Here is a 15,810-nt window from a genome sequence, read left to right as displayed (position 1 = left end):
TCCTGTCTCCTGTTTCCCGTTTCCCGTTCTCAGGCGGCGGCCTTGGCGCGCGCGTCCTGCATCAGCTTGGTGAAGCGGTCGAACAGGTACGCGATGTCATGCGGACCGGGCGATGCTTCCGGGTGGCCCTGGAAGCAGAACGCGGGCTTGTCGGTCAGCGCGAAGCCCTGCAGCGTGCCGTCGAACAGCGACGTATGCGTGACGCGCGCGTTGGCCGGCAGCGTCGATGCATCGACCGCGAAACCGTGGTTCTGCGACGTGATCACCACGCGCCCGTCATCGTGGTCCTTGACCGGGTGATTGGCGCCATGATGGCCCGTGCTCATCTTGAGCGTCTTCGCGCCAACGGCCAGCGCCATGATCTGGTGACCCAGGCAGATGCCGAACGTGGGGATGCCCCGCGCAATGAACTCGCGCGTCGCGGCGATCGCGTAGTCGCAAGGCTCCGGGTCGCCGGGGCCGTTCGACAGGAAGATGCCGTCCGGATTCAGCGCCAGCGCATCGGCGGCGCTGGCTTGCGCCGGCAGCACCGTGACCTTGCAGCCGCGTTCGGCCAGCATGCGCAGGATGTTGAACTTGACGCCGTAATCGAACGCCACCACATGGAACTGCGGCTTGTCCTGCTTGCCGTAGCCCTCGCCCAGCTTCCATTCGGTCTGGGTCCATTCGTACGGTTCCTTGACGGACACGACCTTTGCCAGATCCATGCCCGACAGGCCCGGGAACGAGCGCGCCAGATCGATGGCCTTCTGGACATTGTCCTCGCCGGCCAGGATGCAGCCGTTCTGCGCGCCCTTCTCACGGAGAATGCGCGTCAGCTTGCGAGTGTCGATGCCGGAGATCGCCACCACCTTTTCCTGCTTCAGGTAATGGGCGAGCGTGTGTTCCTTGCGGAAATTGGAGGCCAGAATCGGCAGATCCTTGATGATCAGGCCGGCGGCATGGACTTTCGTGGCTTCGACATCCTCAGGATTCACACCGTAATTGCCGATATGCGGATACGTCAGCGTGACGATCTGCCGGGAATAGCTCGGGTCGGTGAGAATTTCCTGATAACCGGTGATGGCGGTGTTGAACACCACTTCGCCGATCGTATGGCCGGAAGCGCCGATGGAATAGCCACGAAAGACCGTGCCGTCTGCAAGCGCGAGGATGGCGGACGGAAAAGACGGTAACACGGGTAGGCTCCTGCTGGACTCACCCCGTGACCGACCTGCTCAACGCCTCGTGCTCCGTGGGCGGCCCATCGAAGGGCCGGCAGGCGCATGGCATTTTCATCACTTTTGTGCGGTGCATGAAAACGCCGCGCAAACGGAGCGGCGGAAGGTGGAATACGGTAGGCGCTAGGGTGAAGGGTTCTGAAAGCGAAACTTTCGAATTATATCCCGCCGCACCCAATTTCTCAAGTTATCAATAACTTACGATGGACAGTGGCGACGGGCGACGCCGCCGCCACGGCTCGCCGGCCTATGCCGCGACCGGCTCCGCCAGCGCCGCCCGATCCGCGCCCGATCTGCGCGCGCGTGTCGCCTGATGGTCGATCAGGCGCCCGGCGGCACCACCGCCGTGACCTCGATCTCCACCTTTGCGCGCGCCTCGACCAGGTCGGCCACTTCCACCGCGGTCATGGCCGGAAAATGCCGACCGACGATATCGCGATAATGCTGGCCGATCGCCTTGTAGGCACCGACGTATTCCGCCTTGTCCTTCACGTACCACGTCATGCGCGTAATGTGTTCGGCACGCGCGCCGCCCTGCTCGAGCACCGCCACGATATTGCGCAGCGCCTGTGCCACCTGCAGCGCGAAATCATCGGTCTCGAATTCGCACTGCCCGTTCCAGCCGATCTGCCCGCCCAAAAAGATCAGGCGGCTGCCCACCTGCATCTCGGCCATGATGCCGTTGGCGTATCCCTTGGGCGGCGCCCAGTCGGGCGGTTGCAATGTCTTCAACATGATGTGATTTCCTGAAAGGTTGTCGTGTCAGGCTGCCGCCAGATAGCGCCCCATTGCGGTGCACACCGCGTCAGGCAGCGCTTGTGGATGCATCGTGCGGGTATCGACGCAGACCAGCCGCTGGGTGATTTCCAGGCGCGTGTCGTCGTCGCCGCCGGCAAAGCGGATCGCCACCACGACACTGCTGCGGCCGATGTGCGTCACGCGCAGTTGCCGGGTCAGGCGCTCGCCCAGCCGGCTTGGCGCGACGAACCGGCATTGCAGTTCGGCCGTGGGAACGCCGGCATGCGCCGACAGGTGCATCGCATCGAACGGCCAGTCGAGCGCCTCGTCGAACCAGTCCTCGATAAGGTCGTTGAGCATCTCGAAATAGCGCGGATAGAACACGATGCCCGCCGCGTCGCAATGCTTGAAGCGCACGCGCACCGGCTTGCTGAACGCCACGCTCATGATCGCGCATCCTCGGACGCCATTTGCCGCAGGCGGAAGCGTTGCAGCTTGCCTGTCTCCGTGCGCGGCAGCGCGGTCACGAATTCAATGCGGCGCGGGTACTTGTACGGCGCGATCTCGCGCTTGCAGTAGTCCTGCAACGCGCTGCGCGTCGCATCGCTCGCGTCCACGCCGGGGCGCAGCACCACGTAGGCCGTCACCACCTGCCCGCGCTCGGCGTCCGGGGCGCCCACCACGCCGCATTCGGCCACGTGTTCGTGGCGCAGCAGCGTGCCCTCCACCTCGGGCCCGGCGATGTTGTAGCCGGCCGAGATGATCATGTCGTCCGAGCGCGCCTGATAGAAGTAGTAGCCGTCGGCGTCGCACACGAAGGTATCGCCCGGCAGATTCCAGCCGTCGCGCACGTACACGGACTGGCGGTCGTCGTCGAGATAGCGGCACCCGGTTGGTCCGCGCACGGCAAGCTTGCCGACCGTGCCCGGCGGCACAGGCTTCATGTCGTCGTCGACGATGCGCGCCTCGTAGCCCGGCACCACGCGGCCCACCGCACCAGCGCGCACGTCGTCGCCGGCGCTGGACACGAAGATATGCATCATCTCGGTGCCGCCCAGCCCGTCCGTCATCTCGATGCCGGTGGCCGCCTTCCATGCCTGTCGCGTGGCGTCGGGCAGCGCCTCGCCGGCCGACACGCTTTTCTTCAGGCTCGACAGGTCGAACTGGCCGGCGAGCGTCGCCATCTGTCGATAGAACGTTGGCGCGGTAAACACAATCGTGGCGCGATGCGTCTGGATCAGCTTGAGCAAGGTTTCCGGCGTCAGCTTTTCGGCCAGCGCGGTGGACGCGCCGATCCGCAACGGAAAGCACAGCATGCCGCCGAGCCCGAACGTAAACGCCAGCGGCGGCGTGCCGCAGAAGATGTCGTCCGGCGTCGGCTTCAGTACGTGCCGCGGGAACAGGTCGCACATCGCCAGCACATCGCGATGAAAATGCACCGTGCCCTTGGGCTGGCCCGTGGTGCCGCTCGTGAAGGCGATCAGGCAGATGTCGTCGGCTGCGGTGTCGCACGCATCGAACGTTTCCGGCTTGCTGTCCATCGCCGTTTCCAGCGCGTCTTCGCCGGTGCCGTTAAAGTAGCGCACCGACACAATCGTCGGACAGAAATGCTCGCTGTCCGCACGCCGATTGGTTTCCAGTTCCTCGCGCAGCCGGTCGTCGCACAGCGCCGCACTGACCTGCGCCTTGTCGATGATCTGGCGCAGTTCCTTCGCACGCAGCAGCGGCATGGTCGGCACGGCGATCAGCCCCGCCTTGAGCGTTGCCAGCCAGCTTGCCGCCATCATCAGGTTGTTCGGCCCGCGCAGCAACACGCGATTGCCGGGCACCAGCCCCATGTCCTCCACGAGCACATGGGCGATGCGATTGACCAGCGCCGCCAGTTGCGCGTAGCTCACCGTCTCGATCCGGTCGTCGCGCTCGTGACGCACCGCCACGCGCGCGCCGTTCCCCTGTGCTACATGCCTGTCGACCAGTTCCACCGCGGCGTTGATGCGCGCGGGATAACGCGTGTCGTCATTGAACTGGAACACGGGCCAGGCATTCCGCGGCGGCAGGCGATCCTGCGCGAATGTATCGATATGGGCCGAGGCAACATTGGGGGCGACCATGCTTGTCTCCGGTTCGTGTGGGATGGTCAGGCGTGCTGGCGCGCGGCGAGCGTTTCGCGCGCGATGATCAGCTTCTGCACTTCGGTGGCGCCTTCGTAAATGCGCAGCGAGCGGATCTCGCGATACAGGCTTTCCACGCGCGTCCCCACCTTCACGCCAAGCCCGCCGAACATCTGCACCGCGCGGTCGATCACCTGCTGCGCGTTCTCGGTGGCGACCATTTTGGCCATTGCCGCTTCGCGCGTGGTGCGTTGCTGGCGGACATCGCGCAGCCACGCGGCGCGATAGGTCAGCAGCGCCGCGGCGTCGATTGCCGTCGCCATATCGCCGATCGCCGCCTGGGTCAGTTGCAGGTCGGACAGAACCCCGCCGAACATCGGGCGCGAAGTGGCACGTGCCAGCGCATCGTCAAGCGCTGCGCGGCCGAATCCCAGCGCCGCCGCCGCCACCGACGCGCGAAAGATGTCCAGCGTCATCATCGCCACCTTGAAGCCCTGCCCCGCTTCGCCCAGGCGGTGGCCCACCGGCACGCTGCAGTTGTCAAAGCGCAGCGTTGCCAGCGGATGCGGCGCGATCACGTCGATGCGCTCGGCAATCGTCAAGCCCGGCGCATCGGCATCGACCACGAACGCCGAGATGCCGCGCGCGCCGGGCGCTTCGCCGGTGCGCGCGAACACGCAGTAGAAGTCGGCGATGCCGCCGTTCGATATCCACGTCTTGGCGCCGTCCAGCACATAATGCGTGCCGTCTTCGGAAAGCCGCGCGCTGCATTGCATCGCCGCCACGTCGCTGCCTGCCTCCGGCTCCGATAGCGCAAACGCCGCGATCGCCTCCCCTTTGGCTACGCGCGGCAGATAGCGTTCGCGCACTGCGTCGCTGCCGGCCAGCGTGATGGCGCCGGAGCCGAGCCCCTGCATCGCAAAGGCGAAATCGGCCAGTCCGTCGTGACGCGCCAGCGTTTCGCGCAACACGCACAGCGCGCGGGAATCGAGCGCCGGCAACGCGCCGCCGAAAGCCTGCGGCACGCAGTAGCGCAACCAGCCGGCCTGACCGAGCTTGCGCACCAGCGTGCGGCACGCCGCATCGGCGTCGTGATGATCGATGTCGCGCACATGTCCGGCGCACCAGGCGTCGAGCTCGCTTTCGAGACGACGGTGAGCGTCGTCGAAAAACGGCAGATCGAGATAGGTCTTGTCACTCATGCGCGCTCCTCAATCGCCTTCGAAAACCGGCTTTTGTTTGGCGACAAACGCGTCATAGGCGCGCCGGAAATCGCGCGTCTGCATGCAGATGGCCTGCGCTTCGGCCTCTGCCTCGATGGCCTCGTCGACGCCCATGTTCCATTCCTGATGCAGCAGCTTCTTGGTCACGCCGTGCGCGAAGGTCGGGCCCGCGGCGATCTGCGCGGCCAGCGCCTGCGCCGCGCCGAGCACGCCGTCCGACGCATGCAGCGCATTGAAGAAGCCCCAATCCACGCCTTCCTGCGCGGTCATCGCCCGCCCGGTGTACAGCAGCTCGCTGGCGCGGCCCTGGCCGATCATGCGCGGCAGCAGCGTGCAGGCGCCCATGTCCGCGCCGGCCAGCCCCACGCGCACGAACAGGAACGCCGTCTTCGCCTCGGGCGTGCCGAGCCGCAGGTCCGAGGCCAGCGCCATCATCGCCCCCGCGCCGGCGCAGATGCCGTCGACCGCGCTGACAATCGGTTGCGGGCACGCGCGCATGGCCTTGACCAGATCGCCGGTCATGCGCGTGAAGTCGAGCAGTTCGGGCATCGTCATGCGCGTCAGCGGGCCGATGATCTCGTGCACGTCGCCGCCGGAGCAGTAGTTGCCGCCCGCGCCAGTCACCACCACGGCCTTGATGTCGGTGGCGTAGCAGAGGCCGCGAAACAGATCGCGCAGTTCGGCATACGAATCGAACGTCAGCGGATTCTTGCGCTCGGGCCGGTTCAGCGTGATCGTGGCCACCTTGCCATCGGCCGACACGGACCACAGGAAATGCTTCGGCTGGTAGTTGGCGAAAGCGCGCTTGTGGTGGCGCATGTCCAGTGCAACATCGCTCATTGTGGGTCTCGCTCCATGATCTCGTTCGATGGTTGATGCGTGTCGATGCGTGGCGTGGCGCCGTTCAGCCGGCCATCACTTCGCCGCCCGCCACCGGGATGGCCTGCCCGGTGATGGCCGACGCCTGCGGGCGGCACAGCCACGCCACCGCATCGGCCACCTCATCGGGCTGCACCAGGCGCTTTTGCGGATTGCGCGCGGCCAGTTCGGCGCGCGCCTGCGCTTCGGTGCGGCCGGTCTTTTCGACGATATTGGCCACGGCGTCGCGCACGATGTCGGTTTCGGTATAGCCCGGGCACACTGCATTGACGGTGATGCCCTTGGTGGCCAGCTCCAGCGCCAGCGCGCGCGTCAGCCCGATCACGCCGTGCTTGGCCGCGCAATATGCCGTGACATAGCCATAGCCGATCAGTCCGGCCGTGCTGGCCACGTTGACGATGCGACCCCAGCCCTGCGCGACCATCGCCGGCAACGCCGCCTGCGTGCACAGGAATGTGCCGGTGAGATTGACATCGAGCATGCGTTGCCAGTGCGCCAGATCGGTCTTGCCGAAGGGCGCGCTGTACGCCTGGCCGGCGTTGTTGACCAGCAGCGTGACCGGCCCGCGCGCTTCGGTGGCCAGCGCGAACGCGGCATCGACCGCATCGGCGTCGGTGATATCGGCAGTGGCCGTGCCCAACGCCGCGCCGTCCACCGCGAACGGCTCGAGCGCCTGCATCGCGGCATCCAGCACGGTGCAATCGCGACCGACCAGCGTGACGCTGGCGCCCGCATCGAGCAGGCGGCGCGCGATCGCCGCGCCAATGCCGCGCGCGCCACCGGTCACCAATGCATGACGGCCCTGCAGATCGTATGTCATGGTCACTTTCCCGCCGACTGCGCGTACGATGCGGCGCGCGCAAGATTGGTTTCGAGCTGCCGCTTGCCGGCGACGTACTGCTTTGGCCATGTCACGTCGCGATAGCCGAGCTTGGCCGCTTCGTGCAGCGTCCACGCCGGATCGGCCAGATGCGGGCGCGCAATCGCACACAGATCGGCGCGGCCGGCGGCGACGATGCTGTCGACATGATCGGCCTCGAAGATCGCGCCGACGGCGATGGTAGGAATGCCAGCCTCGTTGCGGATGCGATCGGCAAACGGCGTCTGGTACATGCGGCCATAGACCGGCGCCTGGTCGGGGCTGACCTGGCCGGACGAGCAGTCGATCATGTCCGCGCCCGCCGCTTTGAAGGCGCGCGCGATGGCGACGGCGTCGTCGGCGTCGATGCCGCCTTCCACCCAGTCATGCGCAGAAATTCGCACCGACATCGGCTTGTCTTCAGGCCATACGGCGCGCACCGCGGCAAATACTTCGAGCGGAAAGCGCAGCCGGTTGGCCAGCGATCCGCCATATTCGTCGCCACGCACATTGGTCAGCGGCGAAATGAAGCTCGATAGCAGGTAGCCGTGCGCGCAGTGCAGTTCCAACCAGTCGAAACCGGCCTGCGCCGCGCGCCGCGCATTGGCGACAAAGTCATCGCGAACGCGATCCATGTCGGCGCGCGTCATCTCGCGCGGCAATTGCGAAATCCCGGGCAGGTATGGCAGCGGCGAAGCGGACTGGAGCGGCCAGTTGCCGTCGGGCAGCGGATGGTCCATCTTTTCCCAGCCCAGTTGCGTGGAGCCCTTGCGGCCCGCATGACCGAGCTGGATGGCGATCTTCGCGTCGCTGTTGGCGTGCACGAAATCGACGATGCGCTTCCAGGCGTCGCGCTGGACGTCGTTCCACAGGCCCGGGCACCCCGGCGTGATGCGCGCGTCGGGCGAGACGCATGTCATTTCCGCGACGACCATTCCCGCGCCGCCCATCGCACGCGCGCCCAGATGCACGAGGTGAAAGTCGCCGGGCACGCCGTCGATCGACGAATACATCGCCATCGGACTGACAACCACGCGGTTCTTGAGCGTCACGCCGCGCACCGTGAACGGCGTGAACATCGGCGGCAGCACGGCCTGCGCATCCGCGGTACGCGACGCCAGCGCGTCTGGCGGCACGCCGGCCTGCGCCGCCAGCCACTGCTCGAACCCCTGCACATAGCGCGCATCGCGCACCCGCAGGTTCTCGTGCGAGATCCGCTGCGAGCGCGTCAGCAGCGAATAGGCGAACTGCTCCGGCGCCATGCCCGCGTAGCGCTCCACGTTCTCGAACCATTCGGTCGAATTGCGCGCGGCATTCTGGATTTTCAGCACTTCCACACTGCGCGTCGCTTCGTAACGCGTCAGCGCTTCCGGTAGTCCATCGACGCCGACCGCGCCCTGCTGGCCGATCGCATCGGCGAGGTCGATCGCATCTTCGAGCGCCAATTTGGTGCCCGATCCGATCGAGAAATGCGCGGTGTGCGCGGCGTCGCCCATCAGCACCACGGGCACGCGGCGGCCGTCGGCCAGCGTATTCCAGTGCACCCAGCGGCGGCATATCACACGGGGAAAGCGGATCCAGATTGCCGAGCCGCGCAGGTGCGTGGCGTTGCTGATCAGCTTGTGGCCATCGAGATAGCGCGCGAACAGCTTCTCGCAGTACGCCACGCCCTCTTCCTGGCTCATCTGTTCGATGCCGGCCGCACGCCAGACCGCCTCGGGCGCCTCGACGATAAACGTCGACGTGCTGTCGTCAAAACGGTAGGCATGCGCCTGGAACCAGCCATGCTCGGTTTTTTCGAACGCGAACGTGAACGCGTCGAACAATTTGTGCGTGCCGAGCCAGACAAAGCGGCACTGGCGCGTGTCGATATCGGGCTCGAACGTCGTTGCGTAGCGCGAGCGGATGCGGCTGTTGATGCCGTCGGAGGCGATCACGAGATCGGCGTTGTACTGCTGCGCCAGCGCCTGGTCGTCGCTGACATCGGTCTCGAAAAGCAGCTTGACGCCAAGCGCCTCGCAGCGCGCCTGCAGGATATTGAGCAGCCGCTTGCGGCCGATGCCGATGAAGCCGTGTCCGCCCGAGCGGATGGTGCGGCCACCGATATGGATGTCGATGTCGTCCCAGTGGTTGAACGCGGCGTTGATCTCGGCCGCGCTGACCGGGTCCGCCTGCTTGAGGTTTTCCAGCGTGGCATCGGAAAACACCACGCCCCAGCCAAACGTGTCGTAGGCGCGGTTGCGCTCGACCACCACTACGTCGTGCGACGGATTCCGCAGCTTCATCAACAGGCCGAAATACAGACCCGATGGGCCGCCACCAATACAAAGCACGCGCATTGTCAGTCTCCTGCACCCGATCCGGCGGGTCATCCGGGCGATGCCTGACCGGCATCTAGATCATGGTTAAATATTTTATGCTTAAAATATTAGGCCGCATGACGGCGTCTGGCAAGCGGAAATTTGCGCCGACACCGCGCGCGGCGTCGGCGCCCTCCGGCAATGGCTAGCCCTGGCGCTCCGCCATCGCCGCCTTTACCTGCTCCAGCGCGGTCGGGTCCTCGATCGTCGTCAGATCGCCCGGATCCCGCCCTTCCGCCACCGCCTGGATTGCACGGCGCAGCAGCTTGCCCGAACGTGTCTTGGGCAACGCATTGACGAATACCACGCGTGCCGGTCGCGCCACGGCGCCCAACTGCTGCTCGACGGTTTTCATCAGCTCGCCCTCGAATGCCAGCCGGTCGGCCGCGCTGCCGGTGCGGCTGGCGTCGCGGGCAATACAGAAGCCCAGCGCCACCTGCCCTTTGAGCGCATCGGCGACGCCCACCACGGCCACTTCGGCAACACCGGGATGCGACGACAGGCTCTCTTCGATCTCGCGCGTGCCCAGCCGGTGCCCCGCCACGTTGATCACGTCGTCGGTGCGGCCGAGGATAAAGATATAGCCGTCGGCGTCGCGCACGCCCCAGTCGAACGTCGAATAGCACTGGCGGTTCGGCACCGCCGACCAATAGGTGCGCACGAAGCGCTCGTCGTCGCCCCACACCGTGGTCATGCAGCCGGGCGGCAGCGGATAGTCGATCGCCACCACGCCCTTTTGATTGGGCTGGCATTCCTCGCCGGTGGTCTCGTCGACGATGCGCAGGTCGTAGCCGTAGGCGGGCACGCCCGGCGAGCCCAGCTTGGCCGGCAACGCCTCCACGCCACGCTGGATCGCGATGATCGGCCAGCCCGATTCAGTCTGCCAGTAGTTGTCGACCACCGGCTTGCCGATGCCGTCTTGAATCCAGCGTGCAGTCGGCTCGTCGAGCGGCTCTCCGGCCAGGAACAGCAGGCGCAGGCTGGACAGGTCGTGCCGCGTCAGCAGCGCCGGATCTTGCTTCTTGAGCACGCGGATGGCGGTGGGGGCGCTGAACATGATGTTCACGCCGTGCCGCGCGACGATTTCCCACAGGATGCCGCCGTCGGGGCGGATCGGCGTGCCCTCGTACATCACGGTGGTCATGCCGGCCAGCAACGGCGCGTAGACGATATAGCTGTGACCGACCACCCAGCCGATGTCCGAGGCCGTGAACATTGTGTCGCCGGGCTTGCCGCAGAAGATGTATTCCATCGACGTGGCGAGCGCGACAGCATAGCCGCCGGTATCGCGTTGCACGCCCTTGGGCTTGCCAGTCGTGCCGGAGGTGTAGAGCACGTACGACGGCTCACTCGATTCCAGCCAGACGCACGGCACGGTCTGGCCGACCATCCTGTCGCGCCACGCCGCGTAGTCTTCGTCCCGGCCTTCGGTGCGCGGCATGTCGGCCAGTTGGCGGTTCACCAGCAGCACCTTGTCCGGATGATGGCCTGCCAGCCGGATCGCCTCATCGAGCAGCGGCTTGTATGGCACGACCTTGCCCGCGCGCGACCCGGCGTCCGCGCTGACGATCACCTTGGGCCTGGCATCGTCGATACGGGCGGCGAGGCTGACCGACGCAAAGCCGCCAAACACCACCGAATGCACCGCCCCGATCCGCGTGCACGCCAGCATGGCGAACATCGCTTCCGGAATCATCGGCATATAGATCAGCACACGGTCGCCGCGCGCCACGCCCAATGCCTGCAGCGTGGCGGCCATGCGATTCACTTCGTCGTGCAGTTGCCGGTACGTATAGATGCGCTCGGTGCCGGTCTCGGTGGACACGTAGACCAGCGCGCGCTGGTCGCCGCGCGTCGCCAGATGCCGATCGATCGCGTTATGGCAGATATTGGTGCGCCCGCCGACGAACCATCGCGCGAACGGCGGCCGGCTATCGTCCAGCACGCGCTCGAATGGCGTCTCCCATTCGATGCGCGCGGCCTGTTCCGTCCAGAACCCGGTCTTGTCGGACAGGGATCGCGCGTGCAGCGCGCGGCTTGCCGTCATGGTGTCTCCTCCGCTTGTCGTATGTGATGAATGCGGTGCGGATGGCGTCGGCAAACCCGGAGTCGTCTCGTTCGGCTACCGATTGCAGCGCGCCGGGTCCTTGATCATCAGGGCGCGAATGCCGGCCATCTTTTTTGGAGAATCTACCATGACCGCATCGCGTCCCAAGCGTTCGGCATCGCAAACGGCCTGCGGGTCATCGACGCCGAAAGCGACCAGCTTGACGGACCGATGCGTGCGATGACGGGCGAGCGTCTTCGCCCAACGTTAAGGTCAAGGGTTGATCAGGTGCAATTGCGGGGAAATTCGGCCCCGGCTGGCAAGCCGGGGCGACATACGGACGGATCAGTGCAGGTTCAGCGCGGCGTTTCAGCGCGCATGCGTGGTCTTGGTCTTAGCCGTCGAGGCCGCCTTGACCGGCGCCGCTTTGGCCGCCGCCTTGTGCGGCGTCGCCTCGACTACTACGCGCTTGCGCGGCTCGGCCTTGCCGGCCTTGCCCGATTTTTCGACCTTGGCGGATTTGTCGGCCGCCTCGGACTTCGTCGCTTTGGTCGACGCCTGCGCCTTGCCACGCCCCTTGGCACTGTGCGCCGGTGCGTCATCGCCGTCGTCGCCGCGCTCGGCGCGCGCAGCCGCGGCGGAATTGGGCCGCAGCATCAGCACCAGGCTTTGCCCAGCAACCAGTTTGCTGCCCGAGAGCTTGTTCCACGACTGCACCTGCCGCGTCGAGACACCGTAGCGGCGCGCCACTGTCGCCACCGTGTCCTTGCGCCCGGCCTTGACCACCACGCGCTTGGCATCCGGCACATCGGGCTCGACGACCAGCATCGCGGTGTCCACCAGCGATGCGCTGATGTCCTGATCGTGCCGCTCGGTACGCGGAATCATCACGGTCGAGCCGGCCTTCAGGCGCATGCCCTTCGGGATGCGGTTAATCTCGCGCAGCGTATCGACATCGACATTGAGCCGTGCCGCCAGGGCCTCGACGCGCTCGCGGCTGTCGACGGTCACTGCCGTCCAACTGGACAGACCGCCACGGTAGGTATTGAGGTTGTACTGGAACCGTTCGGCGTTATCGAACGGCAGCAGAATCTGCGGATTGGCCGCGCCCAGGATCACCGGCCGGTTGAACGACGGATTCAGCGCCTTGAATTCGTCGAGCGGCATGTTGGCCAGCTTGGCTGCCAGCGCCACGTCGATGTCGCGCGACGTGGTCACCGTGACGAAGTACGGGTGATCGGGGATCTCCGGCAGCTTCACGCCGTAGGCGGCCGGATTGGCGATGATGTTCTTGACCGCCTGCAGCTTGGGCACGTAGTAGCGCGTCTCGTTGGGCATCGTCAGGCTGGCGTAGTCGGTGGGCAGCCCGCGCGCCTGGTTGCGTGCGATGGCCCGCGACACGGCGCCCTCGCCCCAGTTGTAGGCCGCCAGCGCCAGTTGCCAGTCGCCAAACATGTCATAGAGCCGCGACAGGTAGTCCAGCGCGGCATCGGTCGACGCCAGCACGTCGCGCCGCTCGTCGCGGAACATGTTCTGCTTGAGGTTGTACGACTTGCCGGTGCTCGGGATGAACTGCCACATGCCGGCCGCCTTGGCCGTGGATTCCGCCTGGGGGTTGAACGCGCTCTCGACGAACGGCAGCAGCGCCAGCTCGGTGGGCATCTTGCGACGCTCGAGCTCTTCGACGATGTGATAGAGATAGCGGCTCGACCGGCCCACCATCCGTTCCATATAGTCCGGCCGCGCGGCATACCATTGCGTGCGGTCGTCGACCAGCGTGCCTTCGAGGTCCGGCATCGCGAAGCCCTTGCGGATGCGGTCCCAGATATCGGACGACGGGCCGCGTAGCCAGTCGACGCTGGTCTGGTCGACATTGACGACGGTGGTGCTGGAGAGCGTGCCGGCCTTGCCGGTGCTGTTGAGCGTGTTCAGCGGGTCCTTCTTCGGACCGGTTTCCAGGGCGGTCGGTGTGCCGGCCATTTCACCGGCGGGCGGCGTGGGTGTGCCGGCACAGGCTGCAAGCAGCGTGGCACACGCAATTACCGCCAGAAATCGACCAAATCGCATTAAGTTCTCTGAAAGTGACGCCAAAAAAATTTGGGCTGATGCTAGGGAAAAGGTGACTTCGCGTCAATGAGATTTTCCCCATGATGCAATTTGATGCTGCCGCTTCTGCCCAGTCAGTGCGCTGACGCGCGGCGGAAACGGCGGGCGCGGCGAAACGCCCGCAATGCCGATGCGCCCGTAACGTCTTACCGGAAGTTGTCTTTCCAGCCGCGCAGCGCGCCGAATGCCGCCGCATCACTGCCAAGATCGCCGCCCTGTGCCGCAAGCGCCTTGCGCACCGACGCTTCGCGCGAGCGCAGGAACGGATTGACCGCGCGCTCGTGCGCCACGGTGGTCGGCACGGTCGGCGTATCGGCCTGCCGCAACGCATCCACGCGCGCCGACCACGCGGCCAGGTCGGCATTGGCTGGCTCCACTGCCTGCGCAAAGCGGACATTGCTGCGCGTATATTCGTGCGCGCAGTACACGCGCGTATCGCCCGGCAAGGCCGCGAGCTTGTCCAGCGACGACAGCATCTGTGCGGGCGATCCTTCGAACAGCCGGCCGCAGCCGCTGGCGAATAGCGTATCGCCGCAGAACACCACGTCGCCCACACCCGGCAGATCGCCCACGTAGGCGACGTGTCCGGCGGTATGTCCCGGTACATCGAGCACGCGCAACGAGACGGCGGGATGCGCGATGGTCACCGTATCGCCCTCGCGCACCGCCTCGGTGCGGTGCCCGATGCGCTCGCCGGCCGGGCCGATGACGGGCAGCGGCGCTCCATCGGGCGCTTTCGGATGACGATCGAGCAGGTCCGCGACGCCGCCCTGGTGATCGCCATGGTGATGGGTGATTACAATAGCGCCCAGTACCAGTCCGCGTTGCGCCAGAAAGCGCTCGACCGGCTCGGCCTCGCCGGGGTCCACCACCGCGGCGCTATGCCCGTCGTGGACGGCCCAGATATAGTTGTCCTGAAAGGCGGGGATCGGCTCCACTTTCAACATGTGTGCTCCTTATGTCCAACCGACCGATTATAGATTGGGAAGAATGGCTGGCCTCGCCACCCGGGCAGTACATGCTCCAGTGGGAGGCGCAGCAGTATGACCGGACGGTGGCGGACATCTTCGGCTATCACGCGGTGCAGTTGGGCCTGCCGCACATCGACACGCTGCGCGAGAACCGCATGCCGTTCTCGGCACTGGCGCTCGATGGCCGCGCCGGCCCCCACGGCCCGCGGGCCACGCATCCCGATGCACGCCAGCTGCTGTGCCGGTTCGACGAATTGCCGTTCGACACCCAAAGCATCGACCTGCTCACCCTGCCGCACGTGCTGGAGTTCTCGGAAGATCCCCACGAGGTGCTGCGCGAGGTCTCGCGCGTGCTGATGCCCGAGGGCCGCGTGGTGGTGACCTGCCTGAATCCGATGAGCCTGTGGGGCGCGCGCCAGGGCCTGAACCGGCTGGGCGCCACGCCGTTTCTGCCCAGCGACGCCCAGACCGTCGGCTTCGTGCGGATCAAGGACTGGCTCAAGCTGCTGGGATTCGAAATCATCCGCGGCCGCTTTGGCTGCTATTGCCCGCCCTACCGCACCGAGCGCTGGCTGCAGCGCGCCGCGTTCATGGAAAAGGCCGGTGACCGCTGGTGGCCGATTTTCGGCTCGGTCTACATGATCTCGGCGGTCAAGCGCGTGAAGAACATCCGCCTGGTTGGCCCAAGCTGGAAGACTTCCAAGCCGGCCCTGGCCCCGGTATCCGCACCCGTTGCAACGCCCACCGGCACGCACGGCAAGACACACCAGACAGCGTCCGACGATTAACGCCGGACGCACAACCTCCATCACATGCAAGAAGTCACGATTTATTCCGACGGCGCCTGCAAGGGCAACCCCGGCCCAGGCGGCTGGGGCGCCGTGCTCGTCGCCGGCGATCACGAAAAAGAACTTTTTGGCGGGGAAAATCCCACCACCAACAACCGCATGGAACTGATGGCCGTGATCGAGGCGCTGCGCGCGCTCAAGCGGCCGTGCGTCGTCAATATCTATACCGATTCGCAGTACGTGCAGAAAGGCATCAGCGAATGGATCGTGGGATGGAAGGCGCGCGGCTGGAAAACCGCCGACAAGAAGCCGGTCAAGAACGCTGACCTGTGGCAGATGCTCGATGAAGCGCGCCAGCCGCACCTGATCGAATGGCACTGGGTGCGCGGCCATGCGGGCCATCCCGGCAACGAACGCGCGGATCGGCTTGCCAACCGCGGCGTGGAATCGCTCAATACCTGAATCTGAAGCGGCGCGACCGCATGCGGCCCGATGGGCCGTCAAAGAC

General features: G+C 65.9%; 13 protein-coding genes. 2 read left to right on the top strand and 11 right to left on the bottom strand.

What is annotated here, in order from left to right; translation table 11 throughout:
• Nucleotides 1–29: 29 nt before the first annotated feature.
• The 11 genes from carA to gloB all read right to left on the bottom strand — a co-directional run bounded on the left by carA (nucleotide 30) and on the right by gloB (nucleotide 14,490).
• Nucleotides 30–1,178, bottom strand: coding sequence for a glutamine-hydrolyzing carbamoyl-phosphate synthase small subunit (gene carA / locus AC1RKI_RS17515; RefSeq protein WP_150981075.1), 1,149 nt, complete (start codon nucleotides 1,176–1,178; stop codon nucleotides 30–32).
• Between the two features lie 363 nt (nucleotides 1,179–1,541).
• Nucleotides 1,542–1,955 carry a RidA family protein gene (locus AC1RKI_RS17510; protein ID WP_492795015.1) on the bottom strand — a complete coding sequence of 138 codons (414 nt, stop codon included), beginning with the start codon at nucleotides 1,953–1,955 and terminating at the stop codon, nucleotides 1,542–1,544.
• 27 nt (nucleotides 1,956–1,982) lie between these two features.
• Nucleotides 1,983–2,405, bottom strand: a complete 423-nt coding sequence (locus AC1RKI_RS17505) for an acyl-CoA thioesterase (protein WP_227459217.1) — start codon at nucleotides 2,403–2,405, stop codon at nucleotides 1,983–1,985.
• Entirely contained in the window at nucleotides 2,402–4,069 is a 1,668-nt protein-coding gene (locus tag AC1RKI_RS17500) for an AMP-binding protein (RefSeq protein WP_492795013.1), read from the bottom strand. Before AC1RKI_RS17500 ends, AC1RKI_RS17505 begins: the two co-directional genes overlap by 4 nt.
• Before the next feature lie 26 nt (nucleotides 4,070–4,095).
• Nucleotides 4,096–5,271 (bottom strand): acyl-CoA dehydrogenase family protein, encoded by a 1,176-nt coding sequence (locus AC1RKI_RS17495; RefSeq protein ID WP_492795011.1) that lies wholly within the window; start codon nucleotides 5,269–5,271, stop codon nucleotides 4,096–4,098.
• Nucleotides 5,272–5,280: 9 nt separating this feature from the next.
• The gene (locus tag AC1RKI_RS17490; RefSeq protein ID WP_061958886.1) at nucleotides 5,281–6,132 is read right to left on the bottom strand and encodes an enoyl-CoA hydratase family protein; all 852 of its coding nucleotides are present in this window, start codon (nucleotides 6,130–6,132) and stop codon (nucleotides 5,281–5,283) included.
• 64 nt (nucleotides 6,133–6,196) lie between these two features.
• Nucleotides 6,197–6,991, bottom strand: a complete 795-nt coding sequence (locus AC1RKI_RS17485) for an SDR family NAD(P)-dependent oxidoreductase (RefSeq protein WP_341248663.1) — start codon at nucleotides 6,989–6,991, stop codon at nucleotides 6,197–6,199.
• A 2-nt stretch (nucleotides 6,992–6,993) separates the two neighbouring features.
• On the bottom strand, nucleotides 6,994–9,369 hold the full coding sequence (locus AC1RKI_RS17480) for a bifunctional salicylyl-CoA 5-hydroxylase/oxidoreductase (protein ID WP_492795009.1): 2,376 nt from the start codon (nucleotides 9,367–9,369) through the stop codon (nucleotides 6,994–6,996).
• A 166-nt stretch (nucleotides 9,370–9,535) separates the two neighbouring features.
• On the bottom strand, nucleotides 9,536–11,437 hold the full coding sequence (locus tag AC1RKI_RS17475) for a propionate--CoA ligase (RefSeq protein ID WP_227459213.1): 1,902 nt from the start codon (nucleotides 11,435–11,437) through the stop codon (nucleotides 9,536–9,538).
• A gap of 369 nt (nucleotides 11,438–11,806) precedes the next feature.
• A complete protein-coding gene (locus AC1RKI_RS17470) occupies nucleotides 11,807–13,504 on the bottom strand; it encodes a transglycosylase SLT domain-containing protein (protein WP_061958890.1) in 1,698 nt (565 codons plus the stop codon).
• Nucleotides 13,505–13,689: 185 nt separating this feature from the next.
• The gene (gene gloB / locus AC1RKI_RS17465) at nucleotides 13,690–14,490 is read right to left on the bottom strand and encodes a hydroxyacylglutathione hydrolase (protein WP_492795006.1); all 801 of its coding nucleotides are present in this window, start codon (nucleotides 14,488–14,490) and stop codon (nucleotides 13,690–13,692) included.
• Between the two features lie 11 nt (nucleotides 14,491–14,501).
• On the opposite strand from gloB, the gene AC1RKI_RS17460 reads away from it, so the two are divergent.
• Both AC1RKI_RS17460 and rnhA read left to right on the top strand, forming a co-directional pair.
• Nucleotides 14,502–15,302 (top strand): class I SAM-dependent methyltransferase, encoded by an 801-nt coding sequence (locus tag AC1RKI_RS17460; protein WP_061958892.1) that lies wholly within the window; start codon nucleotides 14,502–14,504, stop codon nucleotides 15,300–15,302.
• A 24-nt stretch (nucleotides 15,303–15,326) separates the two neighbouring features.
• The gene (gene rnhA / locus AC1RKI_RS17455; RefSeq protein WP_061958893.1) at nucleotides 15,327–15,764 is read left to right on the top strand and encodes a ribonuclease HI; all 438 of its coding nucleotides are present in this window, start codon (nucleotides 15,327–15,329) and stop codon (nucleotides 15,762–15,764) included.
• The last annotated feature ends 46 nt before the right edge of the window (nucleotides 15,765–15,810 follow it).

Source organism: Cupriavidus sp. GW822-FHT06G04 (genome assembly GCF_058799075.1).
This window is presented reverse-complemented; position numbering and strand designations above follow the sequence as displayed.